The 26022-nt window shown below is 40.7% G+C and carries 30 protein-coding genes; 8 read left to right on the top strand and 22 right to left on the bottom strand.

The annotated features are described in order from the left end of the window. Positions 1-164: 164 nt before the first annotated feature. Together MHI60_RS16460 and MHI60_RS16455 are read left to right on the top strand one after the other, a co-directional pair. Positions 165-1118: a sigma 54-interacting transcriptional regulator gene (locus tag MHI60_RS16460; protein WP_144484440.1), complete on the top strand. Its 954-nt coding sequence runs from the start codon at positions 165-167 to the stop codon at positions 1116-1118. Between the two features lie 14 nt (positions 1119-1132). Then, positions 1133-1771 (top strand): hemolysin III family protein, encoded by a 639-nt coding sequence (locus tag MHI60_RS16455; RefSeq protein ID WP_095408819.1) that lies wholly within the window; start codon positions 1133-1135, stop codon positions 1769-1771. Positions 1772-1809: 38 nt separating this feature from the next. On the opposite strand, the gene MHI60_RS16450 is transcribed toward MHI60_RS16455, so the two are convergent. The 12 genes from MHI60_RS16450 to MHI60_RS16395 all read right to left on the bottom strand — a co-directional run bounded on the left by MHI60_RS16450 (position 1810) and on the right by MHI60_RS16395 (position 12684). Beyond that, entirely contained in the window at positions 1810-2433 is a 624-nt protein-coding gene (locus tag MHI60_RS16450) for a 1-acyl-sn-glycerol-3-phosphate acyltransferase (protein ID WP_144484443.1), read from the bottom strand. A gap of 19 nt (positions 2434-2452) precedes the next feature. Continuing rightward, positions 2453-2938, bottom strand: coding sequence for a dihydrofolate reductase (locus tag MHI60_RS16445; RefSeq protein WP_144484446.1), 486 nt, complete (start codon positions 2936-2938; stop codon positions 2453-2455). Further along, on the bottom strand, positions 2935-3729 hold the full coding sequence (locus MHI60_RS16440; RefSeq protein ID WP_024428141.1) for a thymidylate synthase: 795 nt from the start codon (positions 3727-3729) through the stop codon (positions 2935-2937). Before MHI60_RS16440 ends, MHI60_RS16445 begins: the two co-directional genes overlap by 4 nt. Before the next feature lie 105 nt (positions 3730-3834). After that, complete coding sequence (locus MHI60_RS16435; RefSeq protein ID WP_095408822.1) at positions 3835-4362, bottom strand: phosphatidylglycerophosphatase A; 528 nt, start codon at positions 4360-4362, stop codon at positions 3835-3837. Between the two features lie 18 nt (positions 4363-4380). After that, on the bottom strand, positions 4381-4998 hold the full coding sequence (locus tag MHI60_RS16430) for a YpjP family protein (protein WP_144484448.1): 618 nt from the start codon (positions 4996-4998) through the stop codon (positions 4381-4383). 297 nt (positions 4999-5295) lie between these two features. Continuing rightward, positions 5296-6084 (bottom strand): class I SAM-dependent methyltransferase, encoded by a 789-nt coding sequence (locus tag MHI60_RS16425; RefSeq protein ID WP_144484451.1) that lies wholly within the window; start codon positions 6082-6084, stop codon positions 5296-5298. A gap of 66 nt (positions 6085-6150) precedes the next feature. Then, entirely contained in the window at positions 6151-6585 is a 435-nt protein-coding gene (locus MHI60_RS16420; protein WP_095408825.1) for a BrxA/BrxB family bacilliredoxin, read from the bottom strand. 83 nt (positions 6586-6668) lie between these two features. Continuing rightward, positions 6669-8345 (bottom strand): dihydroxy-acid dehydratase, encoded by a 1677-nt coding sequence (ilvD, locus tag MHI60_RS16415; protein ID WP_024422739.1) that lies wholly within the window; start codon positions 8343-8345, stop codon positions 6669-6671. A gap of 307 nt (positions 8346-8652) precedes the next feature. Next, positions 8653-9789 (bottom strand): conserved virulence factor C family protein, encoded by a 1137-nt coding sequence (locus MHI60_RS16410; RefSeq protein ID WP_095408826.1) that lies wholly within the window; start codon positions 9787-9789, stop codon positions 8653-8655. Positions 9790-9819: 30 nt separating this feature from the next. Next, positions 9820-10443, bottom strand: a complete 624-nt coding sequence (locus MHI60_RS16405) for an HD domain-containing protein (protein WP_144484454.1) — start codon at positions 10441-10443, stop codon at positions 9820-9822. Position 10444: 1 nt separating this feature from the next. Next, entirely contained in the window at positions 10445-10927 is a 483-nt protein-coding gene (locus MHI60_RS16400; RefSeq protein WP_041085791.1) for a glutathione peroxidase, read from the bottom strand. Between the two features lie 74 nt (positions 10928-11001). Continuing rightward, on the bottom strand, positions 11002-12684 hold the full coding sequence (locus tag MHI60_RS16395) for a formate--tetrahydrofolate ligase (RefSeq protein WP_144470905.1): 1683 nt from the start codon (positions 12682-12684) through the stop codon (positions 11002-11004). Positions 12685-12823: 139 nt separating this feature from the next. On the opposite strand from MHI60_RS16395, the gene metA reads away from it, so the two are divergent. After that, complete coding sequence (metA, locus tag MHI60_RS16390; RefSeq protein ID WP_095408830.1) at positions 12824-13732, top strand: homoserine O-succinyltransferase; 909 nt, start codon at positions 12824-12826, stop codon at positions 13730-13732. Positions 13733-13960: 228 nt separating this feature from the next. Next, on the top strand, positions 13961-15112 hold the full coding sequence (locus MHI60_RS16385) for a diglucosyl diacylglycerol synthase (protein ID WP_144470907.1): 1152 nt from the start codon (positions 13961-13963) through the stop codon (positions 15110-15112). A gap of 32 nt (positions 15113-15144) precedes the next feature. On the opposite strand, the gene MHI60_RS16380 is transcribed toward MHI60_RS16385, so the two are convergent. Next, positions 15145-15846 carry an AIM24 family protein gene (locus MHI60_RS16380; RefSeq protein ID WP_144470909.1) on the bottom strand — a complete coding sequence of 234 codons (702 nt, stop codon included), beginning with the start codon at positions 15844-15846 and terminating at the stop codon, positions 15145-15147. A 262-nt stretch (positions 15847-16108) separates the two neighbouring features. Here MHI60_RS16380 and cspD point away from each other — a divergent pair, with 262 nt between their 5' ends. Next, positions 16109-16309, top strand: a complete 201-nt coding sequence (gene cspD, locus MHI60_RS16375) for a cold-shock protein CspD (protein ID WP_003215784.1) — start codon at positions 16109-16111, stop codon at positions 16307-16309. Between the two features lie 51 nt (positions 16310-16360). On the opposite strand, the gene MHI60_RS16370 is transcribed toward cspD, so the two are convergent. The 3 genes from MHI60_RS16370 to MHI60_RS16360 form a co-directional block, all read right to left on the bottom strand. Further along, positions 16361-16543, bottom strand: a complete 183-nt coding sequence (locus MHI60_RS16370) for a hypothetical protein (RefSeq protein ID WP_039179402.1) — start codon at positions 16541-16543, stop codon at positions 16361-16363. 171 nt (positions 16544-16714) lie between these two features. After that, complete coding sequence (locus tag MHI60_RS16365; RefSeq protein ID WP_024422748.1) at positions 16715-16897, bottom strand: zinc-finger domain-containing protein; 183 nt, start codon at positions 16895-16897, stop codon at positions 16715-16717. A gap of 1 nt (position 16898) precedes the next feature. Further along, entirely contained in the window at positions 16899-17570 is a 672-nt protein-coding gene (locus MHI60_RS16360; protein WP_095408833.1) for a ribonuclease H family protein, read from the bottom strand. Positions 17571-17664: 94 nt separating this feature from the next. Between MHI60_RS16360 and MHI60_RS16355 the strand changes: the two genes are divergently transcribed. The 3 genes from MHI60_RS16355 to MHI60_RS16345 are packed head-to-tail and all read left to right on the top strand — an operon-like array spanning position 17665 to position 18919. Next, positions 17665-18354, top strand: coding sequence for a queuosine precursor transporter (locus MHI60_RS16355; RefSeq protein WP_003215661.1), 690 nt, complete (start codon positions 17665-17667; stop codon positions 18352-18354). Position 18355: 1 nt separating this feature from the next. After that, the gene (locus MHI60_RS16350; protein ID WP_048239379.1) at positions 18356-18751 is read left to right on the top strand and encodes a reverse transcriptase-like protein; all 396 of its coding nucleotides are present in this window, start codon (positions 18356-18358) and stop codon (positions 18749-18751) included. A gap of 42 nt (positions 18752-18793) precedes the next feature. Continuing rightward, positions 18794-18919: a hypothetical protein gene (locus MHI60_RS16345; protein WP_003215584.1), complete on the top strand. Its 126-nt coding sequence runs from the start codon at positions 18794-18796 to the stop codon at positions 18917-18919. Between the two features lie 19 nt (positions 18920-18938). On the opposite strand, the gene MHI60_RS16340 is transcribed toward MHI60_RS16345, so the two are convergent. The 6 genes from MHI60_RS16340 to MHI60_RS16315 form a co-directional block, all read right to left on the bottom strand. Further along, complete coding sequence (locus MHI60_RS16340) at positions 18939-19826, bottom strand: 5'-3' exonuclease (protein WP_144484457.1); 888 nt, start codon at positions 19824-19826, stop codon at positions 18939-18941. Between the two features lie 277 nt (positions 19827-20103). Beyond that, positions 20104-20367 carry a YpbS family protein gene (locus MHI60_RS16335; RefSeq protein ID WP_144470921.1) on the bottom strand — a complete coding sequence of 88 codons (264 nt, stop codon included), beginning with the start codon at positions 20365-20367 and terminating at the stop codon, positions 20104-20106. 41 nt (positions 20368-20408) lie between these two features. Then, positions 20409-24005, bottom strand: a complete 3597-nt coding sequence (locus MHI60_RS16330; RefSeq protein ID WP_144484460.1) for a dynamin family protein — start codon at positions 24003-24005, stop codon at positions 20409-20411. A 133-nt stretch (positions 24006-24138) separates the two neighbouring features. After that, entirely contained in the window at positions 24139-24225 is an 87-nt protein-coding gene (locus tag MHI60_RS16325) for a Fur-regulated basic protein FbpC (protein ID WP_226340839.1), read from the bottom strand. A gap of 85 nt (positions 24226-24310) precedes the next feature. Further along, entirely contained in the window at positions 24311-24820 is a 510-nt protein-coding gene (locus MHI60_RS16320) for an isoprenylcysteine carboxylmethyltransferase family protein (RefSeq protein WP_111290340.1), read from the bottom strand. Next, entirely contained in the window at positions 24817-25917 is a 1101-nt protein-coding gene (locus MHI60_RS16315; protein ID WP_144484463.1) for a 3-oxoacyl-[acyl-carrier-protein] synthase III C-terminal domain-containing protein, read from the bottom strand. The genes MHI60_RS16320 and MHI60_RS16315 overlap by 4 nt, the downstream gene beginning before the upstream one ends. Positions 25918-26022 lie beyond the last annotated feature (105 nt).

Below are 26022 nucleotides of genomic sequence, written 5' to 3'. Positions count from 1 at the left end.
TTTAACCTTATTTAATTTGTCATTATAACATGAATATTCAAAAAATAAACCAATAGATCACGGATCAATCATAAATTTTATAAACTTTTTCGTTTTCCTGTACATTTGTTTTAATTGGGTGTTACAATTGAACCAATTAGAACCACAAAGAAAGGAATCACCCTATGGCTACACATTCGTTCACTTCTATATATGGAGATCATCAAGACATCAAGCATGCTATTCATCTGGCAAAACAATTCTCAGGAAAAGAGCAGCCTGTCTTGATAACAGGAGACATCGGCACAGGCAAAACGCTATTCGCCCAGGAAATGGCGAACGCATCACTGACACACATGTATTGCCCCACCTTGAATGAAGAAACTTTACAGAAAGCCTTCACAAAAAAAAACAATCAAATTCTTTATTTAGATGAAATCGGCGCATTAAGTATTTCTATGCAGCACCAGGTCATTCACTTTCTAGAAACGTCACCTGCATCAAAAGTAATCGCTTCTTCGTCTTTATCAATAGAGGCACTCAGGGTTTCTTCTACCTTTTTACCTGAGTTGTTTTATCGTTTGAATGTTCTTCATTTGGCCCTTCCGGCTTTAGCCGAACGAAAAACAGACATTCCTGTGTTAACAAATGCTTTCTTTCAAGAGCTGAACATGGCACCTGATATTGATCCAAGTGTTTGGGAAGCCTTGCAGCAGTATCCATTTGAAGGAAATGTGCAAGAGCTCAAAAATATCGTTCATTACGCTGCGGCCATACTCGAAGGCCACACAGTATTTTTACATCATTTACCGCCCTTTGTGTTAGCACCTCTTCCCTCAGCCGTAAAAGGAAAAAAGGAAGAACACCAGCTCACACTAATGGAAAAACAAGAATTTGTTTTCTTGCTGGAAGCCATTAAATCTCTCAATGAAAAAGGAGAAGCAGCCAGCAGGCGCATCTTGTCTGAATTAAGCAAACAAGGAGACATCCCGCTGACCCCTCAGCAGGTGAGAAACCGCTTAGATGATCTTGAGAAAAAAGCATACGTGACGAAAGGAAAAGGCAGGGCCGGAACAAAGATTACACTTGAAGGTCTTTCATTCCTGAAGTCGCTTGATGGTTATATACCGGTTCAATAAAAGGAGGACATCCATTGTTTACTGTAAAAGAAGAAATTGCAAACGCCATTACACATGGCATTGGTGTTATTTTATCCATCCCAGCCATTGTGTTTCTCGTCTTATTCGCTGTTCAATACGGCACCGTCACAGATATTATCAGCTTTTCAATATTTGGTGCATCCATGCTGCTGCTCTATTTAAGCTCAACCCTGCTTCATAGCATTCGGCACAAAAAAACAAAAGATATTTTTGAAATCCTCGACCACTCGGCTATTTATGTATTGATTGCTGGTACATATACACCCTTTTTACTTGGACCACTAAAAGGTGCACTCGGCTATACGCTCCTTGCGATTGTATGGGCCCTTGCTGCTGGTGGGATTGTCTTTAAAATCTTTTTCGTCAAACGTTTTATTATCGTATCCACCCTCGTCTATTTATTAATGGGCTGGATGATTATCATTGCCATCAAACCGCTTTACATCCAATTAACAGGTGTAGGATTTGGTCTCTTACTGTTAGGCGGCATTTTATATTCAGTCGGAACCATCTTTTATATTTGGCGGAAAATCCCCTATCATCATGCGATTTGGCACAGCTTTGTTCTCGGCGGCAGCGCGTCGATGTTCTTCTGTATTTTATTCTATTGCGTAAACGTTCCTGCTGCATGAAAAAAACCAGCATCCACTATTCGGATGCTGGTTTTTTCTTATGCACGCTTTTGTGTGTAATCACTCATCATGACAGGTGCTTTAATATGAATATCGACATTAACAGGTCGCATTCTTTTCACGATCTTCCCCGTTAAAAGACGATCCGTTCCGCTTGTGTCAATTGGTACAAGCGGACAAGCGGATTCTTCAGCAAGCGCCTCTGCAATGTGACGATATGCTTCTGAAAGCAATATACTCTGCCCAGACATGATTCTTTCTTTTGCTTCTTCTAACAAGACCTCATCCGTTTGATTTTGATGGATAACCGCCATTTTATTCAGCCATTGTTTTAAAATCGGATATCGAAAGAGCTTCGGCTTTGCCATGAAAGCAAATGGCTTCTCAAGGTGGCCAATCAATAATGTCGTCGTAACTGGATTCAGCTCTTTTGTGACATAAATAACCGGGCCATCTGGCAGCTTCTTTTGCTGATGAATGGTCATGACTGATCCTGATTGATCAATACATCCCCGGGCAAACCTTTTTGCATGCTCATGAATGAGATGCATTCGTTTCGTATAGGAAATGCGTGGATCTGTTAATTCATGATCGTACAAATGCCTCATACTTTTTAAAAAGGATACAACAACATAAATCGTTAAAAACCAATAACGAAACAACCGTACTCCTCCTACTCACTTATCCTTTTTTGTCATATACGACAAATTCATAATTGTAGGGGTTCTTTTCGTCACGATGGCCTTTTTCGCGTGATACAATCGTCCATTCGTCTTCATTGTAATACGGGAAATAGCGGTCTCCTTCAAACGCATGGTGAATGTGCGTGATATATAAACGATCCGCATATGGCATCATTTCTTCATACAGCTTAGACCCGCCAATGATAAATAACTCTGTCTCGCTTTCCCCAATTGCCAAAATATCAGCAATTGAATGAACAACCTCGCATCCTTCTGCTTTAAAAGAAGAACTTGTGGTGAGCACAATGTTTCGGCGGTTAGGCAGCGCTCGTCCAATAGATTCAAAGGTTTTTCTGCCCATGACAATCGTATGACCGCCTGTGACTTTTTTAAAATACGCTAAATCTGCTGGTAAATGCCAAGGCATTTGATTATCTTGACCAATGACTCTGTCTTCTCCTGTCGCCACAATCATGGAAATCATACACTGACTTCTCCTTTAATATGCGGATGCGGATCATAGTTCTCAAGCACAAAATCATCAAAGGTAAAATCAAAAATGCTCTTTACATCCCTTGTGATACGAAGCGTAGGAAGCGTGCGCTCCTCGCGCTCTAGCTGCATTTTCACCTGCGGAAGATGATTTTGGTAAATATGAGCATCTCCTAGTGTATGAATAAACTCACCTGGCTCAAGATTTGTGACTTTGGCAATCATCATCGTTAGAAGAGCATATGAAGCGATATTAAATGGCACGCCTAAAAAGATATCTGCCGATCTTTGATATAGCTGGCAAGAAAGCTTTCCGTTTGATACGTAAAATTGAAACAGACAATGACAAGGAGGAAGCGCCATTTGATCAATTTCCCCCGGGTTCCAAGCACTGACGATCAGTCGTCTTGAATTCGGGTTGTGTTCAATATCATGGATCAGCTTTGTGATCTGATCCACTGTCTCGCCGTCTCCGCTCGCCCACGATCTCCACTGCGCCCCGTATACACGGCCCAGCTCTCCATTTTCATCTGCCCATTCGTTCCAAATCCGGACACCATTTTCTTGAAGATATTTGACATTTGTATCACCTTTTAAAAACCAAAGCAACTCATGAATGATCGATTTCAGGTGTAATTTCTTGGTGGTTAAAAGAGGAAATCCTTCCTGTAAATCAAATCTCATCTGGTAACCGAACGTGCTGATTGTACCTGTACCCGTTCTGTCACCTTTTTCATCCCCGTGCTGTAATACATGACGGCATAACTCTTTGTATTGTTTCATTTTTTTTCATCCTTTATTTATGTTCTTGTTGTAGTTTACCTTATTTCAGCTTTTGTTGAAACCAAAAAAACATGCCTGCATGATGGAGCAGACATGTTTTTCTTTTTATGCTTGATTCACTCGTTCCTGCTCTTCATCCTTAATATCTTGGTGTGAGTGAGCAATGCGGCTTGCAGCTGCGGCGGCAAGTGCAGCGACTAGGTCATCAAGGAAAGTATGCACTTCACCTGGACGGCCCTCATCTAATTCTCGAATAATACCAAATTTCTCTTTATCTAAATAACCGAAGTTGGTCAAACCGATTGATCCATATACATTGACAATGGAAAGCGGAATAATCTCATCAATTCCATATAGCGGCTCATCTGTTTCAACTAAGTGCTGTAAAGGTTCTGGCAAAAGCTTTTTTTCTGCCAGCTGATCAAGGGCAAGTCCTGTTAAAACCGCATGGACAATTTCTCTTTTATTCAGCACTTTTTCAACATTTTCAATACAGACACTAAGTGGAAGGTTTGGATGATATTTTTCCTGGAGCTTCAGTACAATGTGTGCGATATCTTCAATTTTCACTCCGCGTTCGTTTAACATTTGTTTTGTAATCTGCACCATTTCGTTCATTGTATATTTTTTCAATTGGCATGACATCTCCTTCTAGTGGCTCATCCAGCTCGGCGGGGTGTTTTTATCCCAGTAAATATTACCGAGTTCATGATGCGTCTGGAATCCATCTTCTGCTGTATGGTAATGAAAGTTAAACCAATATCCGCTGTGAGGCGGCTGATCTCTTCTGACATGAAAACGGAGCAAATCTTCTCCGGTCTTGCGATTGTAAATGTGGAAGATTTTTTCGCCATTTCCGCTTGAAGGCTGATCAGTTAAAACAACATCTTGAAATTTTTCGTCATCTTTGAAATTTGTTAAATAGTCGGTTAACACTTGTTCAATCTTCGGCAGAATCTCTTCTCTGTACTCGTCCTCAATGACAGGTGTGATTTTACGGCCAAATTTGAGAAAGGATTGATTTTCTGCACTTGATAGCACCTCTTGCTTATATTGCTCAAAGGGGTCTATCTGCTCTTTGCTTTCCTCTTGCGTTAGTTCCCAGCTGCGCAATTCATCTGATGTATCATAAACAGCTGTATAAGGCGTTTTATCAGATGAAGAAAGTTCAGAGGGCTTGTCTGTCATCAAAGCCGATGGAGGAGAGACTAAACCAAAAGTTGCAATCGTAAAGAGCACAACAAGCGTTTTTCTCATCCACATCTTCATGATATCTAATTCCTTCCATAAGTTATCATACTGTTATTCTAGCATATAATGAATTTTCAGTCATTCAATTTGGCCGCCGATTTGAGACTTTCTTTTTCATAATAAAACGTTTACAATGGCAGTAAGAGCGACTAAAATTTGGGAGGAATGGGTATGCTTGAAGGGTTTTTTATTACGGCTTCCTTGCTGACATTATTTTATTTTGTCTATATGGAGATTACAGATTAAAAGCCCTGAATAAGGGCTTTTTTATATGATTGACAAGGAATTGAAGGAGTTGTCTGCACACTTAAGCCTTTAGTGAGGGCTTTTTTCTTTCTCAATATATCCATAATGAAATTGGGCTGTTTTTCGTTTTAAAACGTGAAATTGATAGGAGTCTGCTAGAAATCGTGTGCTTTTCCAATGATCTTTTAAAACCACTCTTTTTCTCGCCACTCTCAGTGCTTCTTGGACGGCTGTTTCGTGGTCAAAGTGGTGCTCTGCCGCATGACGAAGCGGGGCAATACTTGCAGATTCTTGAATCGTCTCCTCAAACATCGGGTCAAAATAGACGACATCAAATGATTCATCAGAGAGCTTTTTTAACTGCTCGATACTGTCTCCACTTACAACAGATATCCGTTTCATCGCTTCATCTGCCTCTCTTACCCCCGTCTCCCATGTGTTTAGTCCTTCTCGTACTAATAATGCTGTCATCGGATTCTTTTCGATACCGATGACCCTTCCATTCGTACCTACTCGCATGCTTGCTGTAATGGCATCTGACCCTAAGCCAAGCGTACAATCTAAAAAGGAATCGCCCGGCTGAAGCTGCGTGGCTTCGATTAAAGGATCCTTTTCTCCGCGCAGGAGCCTCTTCACTCTGAACATCGCTGAGCTTGGGTGGAAGAAGAATTTTTCACCATTTGGCTGATACCATTCGAATCTTTCATTCCCCACAACAAGGACGTCTCCTCGTTTCATCGCAAGCTGCTTGACGGATTGTTTGCGCCTGTCTACATACTCGCCATGTAAATCCTCTGCAAGGGCTTTTGCTGTTTCAATTGTTTGTTCATTTGCTCTAAAGCTTGTTGTGATAAGCATGCGGTTCCTCCATCATGATCAAGAAAAAATGCCCTGATTTGATCACAGGACATTTCAACATTTGTATTAGCAATGTTTTTCGAATGCAGATAAGACGTTGTTCATGATGTCTTCCATTTCATGACCTTCAATTTCTTCACGCGGGATAAAATGAACGAGTTCATTTCCTTTTAGAAGTGCCATAGATGGAGACGATGGCTCTTCGCCTGTGAAGTATTCTCTCATTTTTGCCGTTGCTTCCCTGTCCTGACCAGCAAAAACTGTTACAATTCGATCTGGAGTTTTTTCTGCCTTCATCACAGCTTGTGTAGCAGCTGGGCGTGCTAAGCCTGCAGCGCACCCGCATACAGAATTGACTACCACAAATGTCGTTCCTTCTTTTTCTTGCATCGTTTGTTCTACTTCTTCTTCCGTTGTTAGTTCTTGAAATCCTGCACTTGTCAGCTCTTGACGCATCGGTACAACGAGCTGGCGCATGTATTCTTCATATGCCATTGACATAAAAAAGCCCCCTCTATATAATCCTTATGTTGTGAATAAAGGATACTATAGAGAGAGCCAATTTTCAAATGTTCGATATTAGATTAAATTTTCATGATTCCGCCTGTATTGGCTGATGTCACAAGTTTTGAATATCTAGCTAGATAACCCGTTTTCACTTTTGGCTCAAAGCCTTTCCAGTTTGCTTTTCTTCTTTCCCATTCTTCCTCTGGAACATCTACGCTTAAAATGCGCTGCTCGATATCAACAACGACATGGTCACCATTTTCAACAAAGGCAAGCGGGCCGCCCTCAGCTGCCTCTGGAGAGACGTGTCCAATAGACAATCCGCGAGAAGCGCCAGAAAAACGTCCGTCTGTAATTAAAGCAACCTTTGGTCCAAGTCCCATGCCGACGATTTGTGAAGTAGGTGCAAGCATTTCAGGCATGCCAGGTCCGCCTTTAGGTCCTTCGTAGCGAATAATGACAACATGTCCTGCTTCTACTTTTCTATTAATGATGCCTTCAAGGGCTTCTTCTTGGGATTCAAATACGATCGCAGGTCCCTCGTGGCGTGTGATCCCGTCTTGTACCCCGCCCGTTTTAATGATGGCTCCATCTGGCGCAAGGTTTCCAAATAAAACGGCTAAGCCGCCTTTTTCAGTAAATGGCTTGTCAATTGGATAAATGACGTTATAATCTTTTACCTCATGCCCGGCAATGTTCTCACCAAGCGTTTTCGCAGTGACGGTCATTGTATCTAAATGAAGAGCTCCTTCTTTTTTAGACAATTCATTTAGTGCCGCTGTAACGCCGCCTGCTTCATGTAAATCCTCAATATAAACATCTGAAGCTGGAGCAAGTTTCGATAAATGAGGCACACGTTCTGCTACTTCATTGATGCGTTCAAGTGAATATTCAACACCTGCTTCATTTGCAATCGCCAATGTGTGAAGAACCGTATTGGTTGAACCACCAAGTGCCATATCTAATGCAAATGCATTATCAATTGCTTTTTCAGTGACGATATCCCGCGGTTTAATGTCTTTTTTGATGAGCTCCATGAGTTGTTTTGCAGACTTTTTCGCAAATTCTCTTCGCTCTGGTGATGTCGCCAAAATCGTTCCATTGCCAGGAAGAGCAATCCCGAGTGCTTCCGCTAAACAGTTCATTGAGTTAGCTGTAAACATACCTGAACAAGATCCACAGGTTGGACAGCCAAACTGCTCTAATTCATTTAATTCCTCTTCATTGATTTTACCTGACTGGTATGCACCAACGCCTTCAAATACAGAAGAAAGAGAAATTTTTCTGCCATCACTTGTTCTACCCGCTTCCATCGGTCCGCCGCTCACAAAAACAGTCGGGATATTCACGCGCATCGCTGCCATCATCATTCCTGGTGTGATTTTATCGCAGTTAGGAATACAAACCATTCCATCAAACCAATGAGCAGATACAACGGTTTCTACAGAGTCAGCAATGATTTCACGGCTTGGCAATGAATATCTCATCCCGATATGACCCATGGCAATTCCATCATCGACGCCAATCGTATTGAATTCAAATGGCACCCCGCCAGCTTCACGAATGGCTTCTTTCACAATCTTCCCGAATTCCTGAAGATGGACATGTCCTGGGACAATATCAATATAGGAATTACATACGGCAATAAATGGCTTGCCGAAATCCTCATCCTTTACCCCCGCCGCTCTTAGTAAGCTTCGGTGAGGTGCTCTGTCGATTCCTTGTTTAATCATATTACTGCGTAGTTCTGCCATCTGTTTAAAAAGCCTCCTATACTACAAGTCTTGTTGACTGCATGATTTTGAGTTGATTTTATTTTACAAATTTTCTGTTTATTTAGCCACCTATGAATGACTGATGACTAACATGGCTGCTGAAGCAAGCGCTCAGCAAGGTTCGTGTCATAAAATCTGACCTCCAATATTCTATATTGGTACTACTATATAGAGTTTTTTCGCATATTTCAACAATATTCAAAATAATTTTTCTAAAAAAATTTTTCTGTCTATCATTTTTAGAAAAACAAGCTGCTTTTCATTGGCAGCTTGTTCATCTTTCTCATCATTCGGATGCATTCTTTCTACTTTCTGTCATTTGCTTCCATACAGAGCCTTTCGCTTCTTCTCCATGCTCAATGCGCTCAATGGCCATTTTCACTTGAAGACTGACTTCAAACTCAGGATCTTGCTCTGCTTCTTTTAATGCTTCAAGTGCCGTTTCGTCTCCTTCTTCATAAAGGAACATAGCAGCACGCCAGCGGACAAGCTTACTCGGGTCCTTTAATGCTGCGATCATGGCTGCTATAGCACTAGGGTCGCCAAGGTCAGAAATGCAGTCGCCAGCCGTTCTGCGGACCGTCACTGTTTTGTCTTCGAGCCCCTTATATAAAATAGGCAGAATGGCAGGATCTTCAATCATGCCAGCATTCACAACGGCTTGTCTGCGAATAGACGTTTTTGGATCCTCCATTGCTTTCATTAAAACAGGTATATCCTTTTGCTCTGGCTGCATTTGCTCTAAATGGGCAAAACGTTTTTTCCAATCTTCCTCTTGCAGCATGTCTTCTGTTACATCATATGCCTTTCGGTTCACCTGTCTATCTACAGCTTCCTGTCCCTCTTTAACTGCCTCTGTTAATCGGGCTAAACGCTCATCATCATAGGCTGCTTGCAGCTCCTCTGTGACTTCCTGACCGATATCAGCAAATTCCCCAAAACGAACGCCATGTTCTTTCCACACACGCTCAAACACGACATTGTCTGAGCTGCTTCTAAGCTTTAAAATGGCTGCTTGAAAACGTTCAGGCATGCCAAACCGTTCTTCTCTTTCACCATCTGACAGTTTGACCTGCATTGGAATCCCATTAAACATTTGGACAAACACTTTCACTTCGCCAAATGTGTCATCACCTGACTGCGATCCTTCCTGAAGACCTTCTGTTTCTTGTCCAAAGGCTTCTCTGACCTGTTGTAAAATACCCTGCCAGTCAAACTTTGCATTTCGCTCAACCGCTAAGAAATCTGCAACATGATAAACCCCTTTTACACCTTCAATGCTTAAAATACGCTTGATCATTTCTGGCGCTTCGTCTTTTTGATCCTTTTTGTAGTTGTTGCTTTTACCGCCTGCAAGTGCTTCTGTCAAAATAACCTTCATGGTATTCGGACTTGGCGTTGGTTCTATTGCTGTTATTTTCATTGATATATCCTCCTTACACACATAAAGACCCTACTCATCTGTAAGGCCGCATTCTTCTTTCCACTTCTTGATAAATAAACTCATCAATTCATGCCGCTCATCGGCAAGCTGCTTTCCTGCATGAGTGTTCATCAAGTCTTTTAATTTGAGCAGTTTTTCTTCCATATGCTTTAGCACAGAACCCTGCTGCGTGTCCTTTGTATAATGGGGCTCACCTGTTGCGCCAGCATACGTAAACACTCTAGCGATGCCGCTTGCTCCTATCGCATCCAGCCTATCCGCATCTTGAACAATAGCCCCTTCTAACGTCATTGGCCTAAACTGCTTATGCCGATGACGAAAAGACATCGTTGTAATGATGTCCATGATATAGCGGATATCCCGCGTGCCCACTTCCCACAAAAGGAGCTGGCGCTCAAGCTGCTCCTTCGGAATCTTCCATTCACTTGACAGCTTTTCATCAATGACATCATGTACAATTGCCGCCATTTCGATGATAAAAAGAGAGCCGCCTTCCTGATTTGCAATACGAACGGCAAGCTGGCGCACACGAGCAACATGAGCCGCATCGTGTCCAGTCGGTTCATCCTTCAGCCTATCTGAAACAAAGGAGGCAGCTGCCTCCAATTGTTTTTGCTGCATGATCGTCAGCATCTTATTTGTCCAACAGAGCGATGATTGAGCTTTCCAATTCTTTTGGAGGTGTTTTCGGAGAGAATCGTTCAGTGACTTCTCCGTTTTGGTCCACGATAAATTTTGTGAAATTCCATTTCACTGTTTTTGTCCCAAGCACACCTTTCGCTTCACTTGTTAAATGCTTAAAGAGCGGGTGCGCCTCTTCGCCATTGACATCTACTTTCGCAAACATAGGGAAGGTCACTCCATAATTCAAAGAACAGAATTCTTGAATGGCTTCTTCTCCTTCTGGCTCTTGGTTCATAAATTGGTTACACGGAAATCCTAATATTTCAAGGCCCTTTTCATGATATTGATCATATAGCTCTTGTAATTGTTTAAATTGAGGAGTCAGTCCACATTTGCTTGCTGTGTTTACAATAATGAGCACTTTTCCTTTGTAGTCTGCCATCGATTTTTCCTGACCGTTAATGGTCTTGACCTGAATATCATAAATTGACATCTCATAGCCTCCTAGGATTCACTTTTTCTTATCGTAACATGCTTCTTTTAGAAAATCGCTTTTTATGCTCCCGTTTAAAAGAGTCCTGTCACACTGCCGTCTTCTAATAAATCCATTTCAAGAGCCGCAGGTTTTTTAGGTAATCCAGGCATTGTCAAAATGCTTCCAGTTAAGGCCACAATAAACCCTGCTCCTACAGATGGCTTTAACTCTCGAATCGTAATGGTAAAGCCTTTAGGTCTGCCGATTAAAGCTGGATCATCCGAAAGAGAATATTGTGTTTTTGCCATACAAACCGGTAAATGAGCCCAGCCGTTTTCCTCAATGGCAGCCAGCTGCTTTCTTGCTTTGGATGTGAGCGTGACTCCTTCTGCCCCGTATACCACTTTGGCTACTTTAGATAACTTTTCTTCAATGGAATCATTCTCTTCATACAAATAGGTAAAGTTGTTCTTTTTCTTTTCAATGAGTGCCGCTAGTTCCTCAGCAAGAGCTGTCCCGCCTTCTCCTCCTTCTTCCCATACATTCACGGCTTTGACTGGATGGCCATGTTTGCCGCACCAATCTTCTATTGCTTGAATCTCTTCTTTTGTATCCGTAATAAACCGGTTTACCGCGACGATATATGGAAGACCAAAAGCTTGTACGGTTTCAATATGCTTTTCTAAATTATGTATACCCTCTAATACGGCGTGTGCATTCTCTTCTTTAAGTTCGGTTTTCTTCATTCCGCCATGCATCTTTAATGCTCTAACTGTTGCCACAATGACAACTGCACCAGGTTTGAAATCACCAGCTCTTGTTTTAATGTGCAGGAACTTTTCTGCTCCAAGATCTGCTCCAAATCCAGCTTCTGTTACAACATAATCAGCTAATTTTGCTGCCATTTTGGTTGCAATTAAACTATTGCATCCATGTGCAATATTGGCAAAAGGACCGCCATGGACAAGGGCTGGAGTTCCTTCAATTGTTTGAACAAGGTTCGGTTTGAGTGCGTCTTTTAAAAGTAACGTCAGAACACCTTCATATCCAAGTGCTCCAACTGTGACTGGCTCGCCCTCTTGATTATAGGCAACAACAATAGAAGAAAGACGTTTTTTTAAGTCGTTTAAGTCGTCTGCTAAACAGAGGATCGCCATCATTTCAGAAGCCACTGTAATGTCAAATCCGTCTTCTCTAGGATACCCATTTAACTGACCGCCAAGTCCGACAACAACCTGTCTTAATGCACGATCGTTTAAATCAAGCACCCGCTTCCACACAATACGGCGCGTGTCGATGCCGAGTTCATTTCCGTGATGGATATGGTTATCAATAAATGCAGATAAGGCGTTATGTGCAGATGTAATGGCATGAAAATCTCCAGTGAAGTGAAGATTGATTTCTTCCATTGGCAGCACCTGTGAATATCCTCCGCCCGCTGCACCACCTTTAATTCCCATTGTAGGACCTAATGATGGCTCACGCATCGCAATGATCGCTTTTTTGCCAATTTTTTCGAAGGCTTGACCAAGGCCGACAGTTACAGTGGATTTCCCCTCACCTGCTGGCGTAGGATTGATCGAAGTGACAAGAATCACGTGCCCTTCTTTTTGTTCCTTTAAACGATCAAAAATAGTCAAAGATATTTTCGCTTTTGTGAAACCATAGCATTCTAATTCTTCGTCATGTATTTGCAGCTTTGCTGCGATGTCTTGAATCGGTCTCAGTGTAGCCTTTTGGGCAATGTCAATATCTGATAAATGCTTTGTGATCATAACAAAATGGCCTCCTTTTTTTACAGAAACAGCATTCTTTTTTGCTCTATTTTTCATTGTAACATAATTGAAACATTGAAATATCGCCAGAAAGTTCCTATAATGAAGTGAAATTAGCTTTGGTTCAGGGGGTGGCGAGTTGCCTATTAACATACCAGTTCATCTGCCGGCAAAACAAATACTAGAGAGCGAAAATATTTTCGTCATGGATGAGACAAGGGCATTCAAGCAAGATATCCGTCCTTTGAATATCGTGATCTTAAATTTAATGCCAAAAAAAATACAAACTGAAACGCAGCTGCTGAGAATGCTCGGAAATTCTCCTTTGCAAGTGTACTTCACGTTTTTGATTCCAAGTACACATACACCGAAGAATACGTCGAGAGAGCATCTAGATGAATTTTATACGACCTTTGAATCGATCCGCCATAAAAAATTTGATGGAATGATCATCACTGGCGCACCAATTGAGCACTTACCTTTTGAAGAAGTTTCTTATTGGAAAGAGCTGCAGGACATTTTAGACTGGAGTAAAACCAATGTGACATCTACCCTTCATATTTGCTGGGGTGCACAGGCAGGTTTATATCATCATTACGGGATTGAAAAAATCAAGCTTCCTGAGAAAAAATTTGGCGTATTTGAGCATCTTGTGAAAGAGAAAAAAGAAAGATTAGTCAGAGGTTTCGATGAAGTATACTATGTCCCACATTCTAGGCATACAGATATTAATACAGAACAATTAAAAAACACGCCGAATTTGAAGGTTTTGAGTATGTCTGAAGAAGCGGGTGTTTGTTTAATTGTTTCAGATGATGATAAACAAGTATTTTTAACTGGACATCCTGAATATGATACTGACACATTGATGCAGGAATATGAAAGAGATTTGTTGAAACATGATACAGTCCAAAAACCTGTCCACTATTTTATAGAAGATGGTGACACATTAGTCCCAGTAAATCGCTGGAAAGCCCATGCCACCTTATTGTTTATGAATTGGCTTAATTATTATGTTTATCAAGAGACACCATACGTTTGGGAATAAAATAGACTGTCGTCTGATGATAAATCGTCAAAATGTGTTAAAATACAAATGGCTCTATCTTCCATTATCAATTGAATCTGTTTGTTTTTTAAAATTAGTTTAATTCTTTCGTAACGAATGATATGCTCTAACTGTTTATATGTTATCTTTATGTATATGTAGACCTATGAGATTAATAGTTTTCGTACGAAGTTTTGTTGTTGTTGATTACATTTGAGGTGAATATTCTTGAATACCAATAAAAAAATATTAATCTTGACCGCAAATTATGGAAATGGACATATGCAGGTAGCAAAAACACTGTATGATGAATGCAAATCCCAAGGGTTTGAACATGTTGTAGTTTCTAATTTGTATCAAGAATCGAATCCCATTGTGTCAGAAGTGACTCAATATTTATACTTGAAGAGCTTTTCCATTGGGAAACAATTTTATCGCTTGTTTTATTACGGTGTAGATAAAATTTACAATAAACGCAAATTTAACATTTATTTAAAGATGGGAAATAAGCGTCTTGATGAATTAATTCAGTTACACAATCCGGATATCATCATTATTACATTCCCGATGATTGTTGTACCAGAATACCGAAACAAAACAGGTAAAGTAATTCCAACTTTTAACGTCATGACAGATTTTTGTCTCCATAAGATTTGGGTACATGAAAACATCGACCGATACTATGTTGCAACCGATTATGTGAAACAAAAATTAGTGGAAATCGGCACACATCCAAGCGATGTCAAGGTGACAGGCATTCCTATTAGACCACAATTTGAAGCAGACGTGCCAAAATCGATGATCTATAAGAAATATGGATTATCATCAGACAAAAAAGTTCTTCTCATCATGGCTGGTGCTCACGGTGTGTTAAAAAATGTGAAGGAATTATGTGAGGCGCTTCTTCTCGACAGCGAAGTACAAATTGTTGTTGTATGCGGAAAAAACGCAGCGCTGAAACAATCGCTTAGCGAACTTGAAAAAGCACACCCAGACCAATTGAAGGCGCTTGGATATGTGGAACAAATTGATGAATTGTTCAGAGTAACAGATTGTATGATTACCAAACCAGGCGGCATTACTTTAACAGAAGCAACTGCAATCGGTGTCCCGGTCATTCTTTACAAGCCTGTCCCTGGACAAGAAAAGGAAAATGCTCTTTTCTTTGAGGATTATGGCGCTGCCATTGTCATTAACAGACATGAAGACATTTTAGAATCTGTGACCAACTTGCTGCAGGATGAAGAAAAATTAGAAACAATGAAACAAAACATGAAAAAACTGCATTTAAAACAATCTTCTCAAACCATTTTGGAAGATATCGTCGAGCAGTCAGATATCATCATGAATAACAAAACGTATGCTCGCGCATTATCATAAAAAGGTGTCCGTCATTGACGGACACCTTTTCTTTACCCTTGATTTCCATTTGTTGTGTATACTTCCTCAAACGGCTGAACGACAACAAAGCCGCTTCCGCTAAACTTCATTTGAATTGACTCTCCGCTTCCCCTGCCGATAAAGGTTTTAAATGAAACATCTGTCACAAATTCAGTTTTTAAATCCCCAGACCAAGCAACTGTCGCATTCGGATCTGTAAAAACTGAGTCACCCGGCTGAACAATGAGCGTCAGCGGCTCATAATGACTCGTAACCGCAACTAAGCCCGGCCCTTCTAATTTGACATTAAATAATCCGCCTGCAAGCATGCCAGACACTTTTTTCATCAATTTGATATCCCAGCGGACAGACGGTTCAAAAGCGAGCAGGTCGTTTCCATTAACAAAAACGGATTCCCCTTGAGCCAAACGAAGAATCGAGATTTTTTTGCCTTGATCTGCCACATATAATTTTCCATCACCTGTCGCCTTCATCAGTGAGGTGCCTTCTCCTGAGAGCATTTTTTTGAACATCTTTGAGACGCCGTGCTCAAAAACACCCTCACGTTCAAATTTGATTTTCCCTCGATAAGAAACCATGGAACCTGTTTTTGCCCAAATGGTGTCAGTCAAATTAATTTCTAAAAGCCTTGGTGTTTCAAGTTCGAAGACCCCTTCTCCTTTATCTTCTTGCTGCGTATTCTGAACAAATTCTTCAAGTGTATAACGATTCATGATTGCACCTCTTTCTGTATTTTTTTTATATACGGACAAGCTGCATGTTAGGTTTCGAATAGAACGTTTTATATTTCATTGTTATTCACGAAAAAAACAAAAAAATCAAACATTCTGCTCAAAATTTGGCTCGACAGCTTGACGCTTTACTTTTGATGGTGTATAGTGAAACCATCATTTAACAACTGCAAAGTCGTTAGGTGATGAAAATTTTTTTTAGTACGCCAAAAGGTGTGCTACAGTACTAGGAGGAAAAAGCAATATGCAAAACGGTAAAGTAAAATGGTTCAATAATGAAAAAGGTTTCGGCTTCATTGAAGTTGAAGGCGGAGACGATGTATTCGTTCACTTCACAGCTATCGAAGGAGACGGTTACAAGTCTTTAGAAGAAGGACAAGAAGTTTCTTTTGAAATCGTTGAAGGTAATCGTGGACCTCAAGCTGCAAACGTAACAAAAATCTAATCAACTAAATCAATGATGAAACGACAAAATAAAGAGAGGCATATGCCTCTCTTATTTGATTTTCAGCTGAATTTCAATTGCTAAAATATTTTGCTTCAGTCGTTGTTCAATTTCAGAAATATCTTTTTCGAGAAAAGGTCTTCCCTTCTTTGCTACATCTACTAGTTGCTCTAGATCGCTGTACACCTCTTGAAATGTTCGATGTAATACCGTTTCGAAATCCTTATTATTCATGCCGGCCTTCCCCTTTTCCTCTATTATCCGTCACTTAGTCAAAAAGTAACTCAACCAAAACTTTCTATAGTTATATCGGCTCATTTTTCAGAATATGTTCTTTTTTTACACATTCTCTTCGTGTTTTTTTCATGAGCGGATGTTTGAGCAGGGAAAACCGTGTCACAGTGCTTACTTTTTAAGCAGTGTCTGTCCGTATTCTTTTATTTTCTCTCCAACTGTGCATTGCTGAATACAAAAGGAGTGGGCGTATTTTTTGCCATATTCTTTTCGAAAGTGCTTCTTAATCAAACAATCTGAGCAATACGTGTCTTGGAGATCCGTCAATTCTTGTACTGCTGTTTTTTTATCCACATTATTCAGCTCCGTCTGCTTCTAATTTCAATTTACTTTCGATTGGGACGTCTGCAAGCATCTGCCTTGCAAGCTGATCCGCTTCTGCATTTTGTTTACGATCGATGACTTCATAGGTTGGCGTGAGCTTCAGCTCCTTTAAAGCTGCTTCAATCCGGTCAAGCCATTTGTTATGTACATCATCATAACAAGGCCATTCTCCTTTTAACTGATTCATGACAACAAGTGAATCGCCCCTAATCGTGACAGAATTTCTGCTTGCCCCAAGGTCTTTTAAAGCTTTTACTGCCTCAAATAAAGCCGCATACTCTGCTTCATTATTGGTGATTCCTTGGAAGGGCTGATTTTTCCTCAAACGATAAGCATCTTCTCCGAGCTTATAGTACACGACAACGCCAAGGCCAGAGTCACCTGTTTCTTTGTGAAAACTTGCATCAAAATAGACCTGAAGCTGATCAGGTTCAAGCTTTAGTTCTTCATTTAGCTTTTCAAGTTCTTTAATAGACCACATCGCCCCTTTTTCATCTTCAAATGATAGGAGTGACTGTGGTTCTTTTTTGTCGATATGTTTTGCTAAAATCAAGGCCTCTTTTAACTCCATCCAATCTTCTTGGAAAAAAGCAATGGACCCAATCGATTTCACTTTCATTGTATAGTGCGCTCTTAATTTCATTGATCACATCGCCTTCCCGTGCTTTTAAGGTAAACGTTCGTTATGCTATAATCAAAAAGTTACATTTTACAATGAGAAAGGAAGTTCATGTCACTTGTTTAATGAAGGTATTTGGATCTTATTTGCGATCATTAATTTTATCATTGTTCTTCTATTTTATAAAGGATTTGGCAAAATGGGCCTTTTCGTCTGGATTGGCTTTGCGACGGTTGCTGCAAATTTACAAGTGGTCAAAACCGTTGAATTGTTTGGCTTAACAGCAACACTTGGAAACATTTTATATGGCAGTGTGTTTTTTGCAACGGACGTATTGAATGAAAAATATGGACAAAATGAAGCGAGAAAAGCTGTCTGGATTGGTTTTGCCACTCTTTTAACGCTTACCGTTGTCATGCAGGAGGCTTTGCTATTCCATCCCGCTCCATCTGATATCTCGCAATCATCGCTGGAAACGATATTTGGCTTTATGCCAAGGGTCGCACTTGGCAGTCTTGCTGCTTATATCATCAGTCAAATGTTAGATGTTTATGTATATTCGTTTATTCGCCGGATATTTCCTTCCGATGGTGCGCTCTGGGTGCGTAACGCTGGAAGTACGATGATTAGCCAGCTGCTTGATACACTAATCTTCACAACCATTGCCTTTCTTGGCACCTATCCATTTCATGTATGGATTGAAATCTTCATCACGACTTATGTGATTAAATTTATCGTTGCCGCGATTGCGACACCATACGCGTATGCAGCGAAAAAAATGGTTCCGCTTGATGAAAGGGTGAAATAAATTGCCAGCTGAAATATACATTGATGGTGCTAGCGCAGGTAATCCAGGTCCTTCTGGCATCGGCATTTTCATTAAATATGATGGAAAGGCAGAATCTTTCTCTATTCCTCTCGGATCCATGAGCAATCACGAAGCAGAATTTACCGCTCTTATTGAAGGGATGAAAATCTGCGTAGAAAAAGGACTGCGTTCCGTTTCGTTTCGAACAGATTCACAGGTAGTTGACCGTGCGGCCAATGCAGGATTTGCTAAAAATCCAGCCTTTCAGCATTTTATAAAAGAGATGATCGAGCTTCAAAGCCAGTTTGATTTATTTTTCATTAAGTGGATTCCAAGCAAGGAAAATCAAGTAGCTGATCAGCTCGCTAGAAAAGCGATTCACCTTTCTAAAGGATGAATCGCTTTTTTTCGGTTATGCTAATGTATGAGGTGATACTGATTGGATAAAGAGAATAAAGGTCGTGTCACAAATGGGACAACCCCTCAAGGTGATGCGCAAACAAAAGATAAACAACCACTATCTCAGCTCGAAAATAGAGCAAAGAAAAGCAATACAAAAAGATGACCTTAGAGATCAGCTTAGCTTAGCTGATCTCTATTTTACTTAATCGATTCACCATCGGTTCAATCCCTTTGATTTGATGGTATCGCAGCATGGAAGCAGCTCGTTCTTGATTGATGTTCATTTTCGTCTCATCAATTGGACAGCTCAGCGGGACATCACATTTGATCTCTGCCAATAGACGGGAGAGCTTCAAATCTTCTAATCCTGCTTGCATTTTTTTTTGCTGTGCAGCCGTTAGTTCATGAACATTTTCTAATAACTCATCAATGGTTTGATATGTTTGAATAAATTTTAATGCTGTTTTTTCTCCGATTCCTTTGACGCCTGGGTAATTATCACTTGAATCCCCCATAAGTGCTTTCATATCGATCAGCGCCTTTGGAGAGATGCCCATTTCCTCTTCAAATAGGGCTTTTGTATAATGCTTATAGTTCCCAATTCCTTTTTGCATTAGAGCAACAGTCACTTGCTCATTCAAAATCTGAAGCAAATCTTTGTCTCCAGTTAGAACTGTCACACGTGCTTCATTCTGATAGAGTGCCGCCAGCGTGCCGATACAATCATCTGCCTCAAAGCCCTTTAAACCAACGTTTACAATTCCTAATTCTTCTGTCGCTTCCTTTGCTAAATCGAATTGCGGAATGAGCTCGACAGGCGCCTCTCCTCGATTTGCTTTATAATCTTGAAACAATTCATTTCGGTATGTTTGGCTTCCCATATCCCAGCAGCAAACAATATGAGTTGGCTCAAATGTCTGTACAGCGGTTAATAAATGCTTCAAATAGCCATTCACTCCATTTGTCGGAACACCGTGATCATTTATCATAAAATTGCGATGGACAGCCGTTGCATAGAACGATCTGAACAGAAGCGCCATGCCATCAACAAGCAGTACGTGTTTATTCATTCTTATAAACTCCCTTTTTCAAAACAATACTCCTATTCTATCACAGAACATAGAATTCGACATAAAAAAGGCGCCTTCTTCTTTTGAAAAAGAAGTGGCACCTTTGGATTACTTTTGACCGTATTGCATTTTTTTCGATTCTGCTTCTGCGTAGGACGGCATCTCTTTTTGTTTAGGATTACGCTCATCCTGCTTTTTTGCATGCTTCTTTTTTTCCATCATCATTCCCCTTTCTCGGTTCACTTGTTAAGATGACCAAAAAAGAGAAAGTTACTCTTTACTTCTGTTTTCGTTCGACATACTCCTTAACCATATCAATCGTGACATGCTTACGCAGCGGAACAATTCCGCCTCGTGCAAGCTCATTCATCTTTGAGGTAATCGCATTGATCTCGTCAGTTGTAAATGGTTCGTTTTGCTCACACTTGAAAACAGCAGTCTCTATTGCCTGCTCTCTTTTCTGCTCAAGCGCAAGAAACGACTTGATATGAGCATTCTGTTTTTGTGAATGTGCGGAAATCTCTTCGTGTACGCTCGTCATTTTTTATCAACTGCTTTCTTTTTTATATAGTCTATCATGAATTAAATGGTTTTCAACTGATTCTTCCATTCATTTGTTTGCTTGTATACTTGTTCTATCATCGCCTGCTCTTTCGCATCTGTCGTCAAGCTCATGATAAATGTTTGTTTTTGTTCACTCAGCTGCTTGAGCGCTTCTGTTTCATATCTTTCAGTAAAGGTCTTCACCATCATATCGTATCTGCTCTGTAATTCTTCTTTTTCTTTATCTGCCCATTTCGTCGTTAACTGGAAAAGGACATCTCGAATCGCTTCAATAAACGCTGCCTTCCCGTTCTGTTCAAAGAAAGCTTTCGCTGATTTTTGCTTCTTTAAGAGCGGTTCAAACGGCGTCAGGTCCGCTTCCACTTCAATTTGTTTCAGCTCTGCATTTTTCTCATCTGGCGGCGACAAACGGAGAGAAAAGTAAGGATCTTCTGCACACGCAGCCTGTAATCCTTTCTCCCACTCCTCTTTGAAATATTGAGTGATAAACGATTCCATTCGAATATCAAGCGCCTTTAACTCCTGTACAAATTCAAATTCATAATCCTTTAGCGCCTGTTCAAGCGCTTTTTTCAACTCCTGCCTGAAGTCCCCTTGAGATATTCCAGGATAAAAGGCTGTCTTTAACAGATCATTTGCATAAAGTGACAAGCGCTGAACAATGTGGTAAAGCTGTTCGTGCAAGTCCTTTTTCACACTTTCTGTCACTAGCTTAGAACGTTTAATATGGCTCATTTGATCAACGATCGCTTCATAGGATGTGTCTATCTTTTTCTTTTCCGCTAGCTTTTCATCTTCCGACTGGTGCAGCGTCTCATGCAGCCTCTCAACTGTTCTACATAATGTACTAGCTTCAAAATACAGAAGCTCAATCGCATCTTTCGTTAATTCTTCCTCAATAAAATAGTCGAGCTGTGTTCTAAGCTGTGCATACTGGTTATAAGGCGATTGGCCCTTGCCTTCAATCTCTTCCTTACTCGATACATGATGAAGATTTGGATGCCTGATGCCTTCTTTTGTGAGCTCATTTTTCACATAGTCAAAGACGGTTTCAAGCTCTGCTTGATCCTTTGCGAGGTCAGCTGCATTGATAATAAAAAACATCTTATCCATGCTAAATGAATCTTTTACAAGCCCGAGTTTGCGTAAAAATGACCGGTCTGCTTTTGAGAAAGAATGCTGGTAGTAAGTTAAATAAAGAAGGGCATCAGCATCCTTCATATATTGAAAGGCAATCTCTGTATGGCGTTTATTCATACTGCTGGCGCCTGGTGTATCAACAATTGTCAGTCCTTTATCTGTTAAAGGTGTACTTAAATACACCGTCACTTCCTTTACCACACAAGAAACAGCCTCTTCAGCCACATATGGCTTTAATTCTTGAAGGGTGACATTAAGCGGCGTTTGTTTTTGAATGTAATCACGGAACTTGTCATGAGCATTTAAAAAATGCTCAACAATGATGCGGTGATCCTGTTCAAGCTCTCTTTTTTTCAGCGTTCGCTCTAGTTTCGCTTGAAACGTATCTCCCTTTTCTTCTGTTATAGAAAAACCGAGAATTTGATCGAGCTCCTCTACTATTTCCTGCTCGGTTTTGAACACCACTTTCACACTTTCATGCGGATGGTCTTCTGTCGGCCTCGTCAGCTTATTGATCGTGGCCGTAGTTGGTGTAGGAGATGATGGCAGCACCTTTCTCCCAACTAGGGCATTGGCAAACGAAGATTTCCCCGAACTAAAAGCACCGAATAAGGCAAGTGTAAATTCCTTCGCTTGCAGCCGCTTTGTTCGTTTTTCAAAGGACTTTCTTTGAGATTGAAGCGCGTTTAATGGCATTAAAATTTGAGAAAGCTGCTCAAACTGGTCAATCGACTGCGCTGTCGTGATGTGCTGTGATTGACGCATTTGATCAAGCTCTGTCTGCTGCTGATGTTCTTTCTCGCTTTCTTCCGCATGAATTGACGTTTGATTCTGCTTTAGTTCGTCATGCTGCACCCGATGTTTTTTCGCATAAAACCAATCTTCTTCGACCTGCTCATTTGTTCCGTTTTGCCATATATCCCATATATGTTCAATATCTCTTCTGATTTGATCATTTTTTTCCATGCTTTGCTCCAGCGATTGGAGCTCCTGAGCTGCCTGGGCCCATTTTTCTTGCTGCTTTCCCTCTTCATTCATGAGCTGGGTTTTCAGCATCTCGGTCATTTGTTCAATCAATGGTATTGCTTTCTGTTTGGTCTGTCTTTTCAGTGCTTCACCAGCATCTTTCGCATATTGTAAAACGTATTCATTAGAAAATGTTGCACCATGATGAATCACGTTTTCAAGCAGTGATTCTTCTACAGGTGTTTCAAATGCCATCACTTGATTTAATAGCTCTTCACCAAGCTGATGCTTCTTGACTTCTTTTTTGAGCAGCTCAGCAATATGCCAGTCCACTTCTGCTTTCATTCTTGCTTTGACATCTGCTAAGAAATCATTCGCACGCTTTTCTTTTTCCTGCTCGGTTTTATTTTTAGCGAACAGCAGTCCTACCTTAAAGCCAGGTGCTTTCGATTCAATATAGTCACTTGCGAGCTCTCTCATTTTAAATGGGGTTAGGTTTGCATTTTTTAAAATGTTCTCGACTTCAGAAGACACTTCATCTTCTAACTGTTTTGCTCCATTTTCAATGAAGCTTCTTTTCGCTTCAAGTTCCTTAACTTCCTTTCTTTTTTCTTGAAGCTGTAAATCAAGATCCTCTTCCTGCAGCTCTTCTTTTAGCGAGCCAATATGTTCTTTTAAAACATGCTCTATTTTCTGCTCGGTATAGGCGCGAAGCGATGCTTTCGGCAATGTTTGTAATTCTTGCAGTTTCTCGATTAAACGAATCATTTCGTTTCTTGGATGCGACTCATCAGTTACAGATGTAAAGTATAGATGTTCTTCTTCAATGCCTTCTTTTTGAAGCATATCAACTATTTGATTTTTGTAGTCTTCAAATGCTGTCTCATGCTCATCATGTCGGTCGACTTGGTTTACGATGAAATAAAGATTTGGCACTTTCTCTTTAATGGAGCGAATGAAACGAATGTTTTCCTCCGAATGAACATGGTTGTAGTGAACGACATAAAAAAGAGCATCTGCTTGATGAAGAATTGACGCAGCAGATAAAAAGTGGGCATGATCCGTTGAATCAATTCCGGGCGTATCAATCAGTGCCACCTTTTCTTCCAGTCCTCGATAGTCACCGCTAATTTCCACCATTTCAATCTGTTCTCCATCCTTACAAAAACGCTGAACTGCTTCTTTGTCATAAGAACCGCTCATTTTTGCAAAACGGCCATCTGAAGTGTGGAGCTTTACTTCACTCTCCCCTTTTCTCACGACGACCAAGTTTGCACTTGTTGGGATTGGGCTCGTTGGCAGGATATGATCATGAAGCAGATGATTCACAAGTGACGACTTTCCAGCAGAATAGTGGCCGGTAAATGCGATGTACACTTCTTCTTCTGCTTCCTTTTTGATAATCGATGCTAGTTTGGCTGCGCGTTCATGATCATCCCTTTTGAGAAGGCTTTGATATAAAGCACCTGTAGTTTGAACGAGCGAATCTCGAATAGACAAGTCTTTCATGACGATAAACCCCTTTGTTTTTAGAAAAGTCAGTTATGTATGTGATACCATTTTACACAAAATGAAGAGATTTTTCTTCTGATCTGAGGAAATAAAAAAAATCTGCTGCCCGATCAGTCACAATTGACTGCGATCAGGAAGCAGATTTTTTAGAAACACCTTTTAATACGAAGCCAATTAATAGGCTGTATACACAGACCGTACCGAGTAAGAAAACCATTGTCATGTGATCACCGTCCATCCTTCTTGATTGAGAATGCTTATCATTAATGAAAGTGTATCACAATTGATAATGATTTTCAATATTAATTTAATAAATACTGATTGAGCGCTTTCTCTTCTGTTTGAATTCTCACGGCCATCATCCATGCATTTAAACATGTGAACAAAATGGCGGTAAAATAGGCATTAAACAAAAGCGGGATCAGCATCAGCTCAATTGCCACCACTACATAGTTAGGATGCTTTAACCAGCGATAAGGTCCTTTTTTAACAATCATCGCATTTGGTACAACTAAAATCTTTGTATTCCAATACGTCCCAAGAGAACATAATGCCCAGTATCGAATCACCTGTGTGGCCAGCAGAAAAACGAGCAGCACAAGAAAATAGCGCGACGGCGGCCTGTTTAACCCCCATACCTCAACCATGAGTGAGAGAAAAAAGCCCGCATGCATAGCGACCATATAAGGATAATGACTAGCACCAAATTCAATGGCACCGATCGCTTTCACTTTCTTTTCATTTCTTTTGGCCACAAGCATTTCAATAAGCCGCTGACAAACGAAGAAACCAATGATCAGCCAAACGATCATGACATGACCTCCTCCCATTTCATGAGCAGAAGTTCTGAGGAAAAGCCAGGGCCAAGCGCTCCGCAAAGACCCATATCCCCCGCTTCAGCAGATTGACGTTCAAGATAATGCTTGATGACATACATAACTGTGGCAGAGGACATATTCCCGTGTTGTTTGAGTACTTCTTTTGATGAAAAAAGCTGATCCTCTTGTAAGGATAGACTATCAATATAGGCATCAATCACTTTTTTTCCTCCAGGATGGGCAAGAAAAACCGATAGGTCTTCTGCCGAATACCCTTGCTGCTCTAAAAATTGATCGACTTGCTCCTTTAACCAGCCTGAAATAATGGAAGGGATGTCACGGGAGAAAATAACCCGAAAGCCGTCACTTGTAAATTCCCAGCCCATCACATCCTCAGACTGTTTCATTGTGACGGATTGTGTACCAAGCACTCTAGGAACTGTTTTTAGATCGGCGTATTCAGATACACCTTTTTCTCCAGTTAAGAGTACCGCTGCTGTCCCGTCTCCGAACAAAGATGTACCGATTAAATTGCTTTTTGATTGATCTTGCGGCTGAAAGGTTAAACTGCACAGTTCACAGGCAACAACTAGTACCTTTGCTTCTGGAAATGCCCTTATGTATTCGTAAGCCCGGGACAATCCTGCCGCCCCGCCTCCGCACCCTAATCCCCAAATCGGCACTCGTTTCGTATAAGGCGAAAAAGGAAGAACGTTCATCAGTTTTGCATCAAGACTTGGTGTCGAAAGTCCGGTGCTTGAAATAAAAAACAATGCATCGATCTCTTCAAACGGAATCGGCTTTTTCAGGAACGCCTTCTCATGAAGACAATGTATGACCGCTTCTTTTGCATGAGCCAATGCTTTTTCCAAATAGAGATTGTTTTTCTCCTCAAAAGAGTGGTGCGTCTGATACCATTCAATTGGCTGCACAAACTGTCTGCTCTCGATTTCTCCGTTTTGAAAAGCTCTGAGCAGCCGGTCGATATCTTTAAACGATCGTTTAAATTGAGATCTTGCAAAATCAGCCGCCATTTTCTGATCCACATGATGTTTTGGCAGACTCGTTCCAACAGAAAGAATGTACGCCATCGGCTTCACCCCTTTTTTCGATTAATATCCCCTATCGAAAAAAGGATATACATGCCAAAACGTCACAATTCAGTCAAAATATTTTCCTCCGGCTAACTTTTTGTC

This window comes from Bacillus sp. FSL K6-3200 (genome assembly GCF_038630485.1).
GTDB classification, from domain to species: domain Bacteria; phylum Bacillota; class Bacilli; order Bacillales; family Bacillaceae; genus Bacillus; species Bacillus safensis.
This window is presented reverse-complemented; position numbering and strand designations above follow the sequence as displayed.

Bases quoted from the DNA above. Each gene is read 5' to 3' on its own strand.
- MHI60_RS16400 (WP_041085791.1), bottom strand. From the start codon at position 10,927: ATGTCAATTTATGATATTCAGGTCAAGACCATTAACGGTCAGGAAAAA.
- MHI60_RS16370 (WP_039179402.1), bottom strand. From the start codon at position 16,543: ATGAATAATAAGGATTTCGAAACGGTATTACATCGAACATTTCAAGAG.
- cspD (WP_003215784.1), top strand. From the start codon at position 16,109: ATGCAAAACGGTAAAGTAAAATGGTTCAATAATGAAAAAGGTTTCGGC.
- MHI60_RS16325 (WP_226340839.1), bottom strand. From the start codon at position 24,225: ATGGTTTTCTTACTCGGTACGGTCTGTGTATACAGCCTATTAATTGGC.
- MHI60_RS16410 (WP_095408826.1), bottom strand. From the start codon at position 9,789: ATGAAAATAACAGCAATAGAACCAACGCCAAGTCCGAATACCATGAAG.
- MHI60_RS16315 (WP_144484463.1), bottom strand. From the start codon at position 25,917: ATGGCGTACATTCTTTCTGTTGGAACGAGTCTGCCAAAACATCATGTG.
- ilvD (WP_024422739.1), bottom strand. From the start codon at position 8,345: ATGGCAGAACTACGCAGTAATATGATTAAACAAGGAATCGACAGAGCA.
- MHI60_RS16340 (WP_144484457.1), bottom strand. From the start codon at position 19,826: ATGAATAAACACGTACTGCTTGTTGATGGCATGGCGCTTCTGTTCAGA.
- MHI60_RS16360 (WP_095408833.1), bottom strand. From the start codon at position 17,570: ATGAAATTAAGAGCGCACTATACAATGAAAGTGAAATCGATTGGGTCC.
- MHI60_RS16330 (WP_144484460.1), bottom strand. From the start codon at position 24,005: ATGAAAGACTTGTCTATTCGAGATTCGCTCGTTCAAACTACAGGTGCT.
- MHI60_RS16460 (WP_144484440.1), top strand. From the start codon at position 165: ATGGCTACACATTCGTTCACTTCTATATATGGAGATCATCAAGACATC.
- MHI60_RS16335 (WP_144470921.1), bottom strand. From the start codon at position 20,367: ATGACGAGCGTACACGAAGAGATTTCCGCACATTCACAAAAACAGAAT.
- MHI60_RS16445 (WP_144484446.1), bottom strand. From the start codon at position 2,938: ATGATTTCCATGATTGTGGCGACAGGAGAAGACAGAGTCATTGGTCAA.
- MHI60_RS16440 (WP_024428141.1), bottom strand. From the start codon at position 3,729: ATGAAACAATACAAAGAGTTATGCCGTCATGTATTACAGCACGGGGAT.
- MHI60_RS16425 (WP_144484451.1), bottom strand. From the start codon at position 6,084: ATGCTTATCACAACAAGCTTTAGAGCAAATGAACAAACAATTGAAACA.
- MHI60_RS16420 (WP_095408825.1), bottom strand. From the start codon at position 6,585: ATGTCAATGGCATATGAAGAATACATGCGCCAGCTCGTTGTACCGATG.
- MHI60_RS16380 (WP_144470909.1), bottom strand. From the start codon at position 15,846: ATGAATCGTTATACACTTGAAGAATTTGTTCAGAATACGCAGCAAGAA.
- MHI60_RS16430 (WP_144484448.1), bottom strand. From the start codon at position 4,998: ATGAAGATGTGGATGAGAAAAACGCTTGTTGTGCTCTTTACGATTGCA.
- MHI60_RS16395 (WP_144470905.1), bottom strand. From the start codon at position 12,684: ATGATCACAAAGCATTTATCAGATATTGACATTGCCCAAAAGGCTACA.
- MHI60_RS16405 (WP_144484454.1), bottom strand. From the start codon at position 10,443: ATGCTGACGATCATGCAGCAAAAACAATTGGAGGCAGCTGCCTCCTTT.
- MHI60_RS16320 (WP_111290340.1), bottom strand. From the start codon at position 24,820: ATGATCGTTTGGCTGATCATTGGTTTCTTCGTTTGTCAGCGGCTTATT.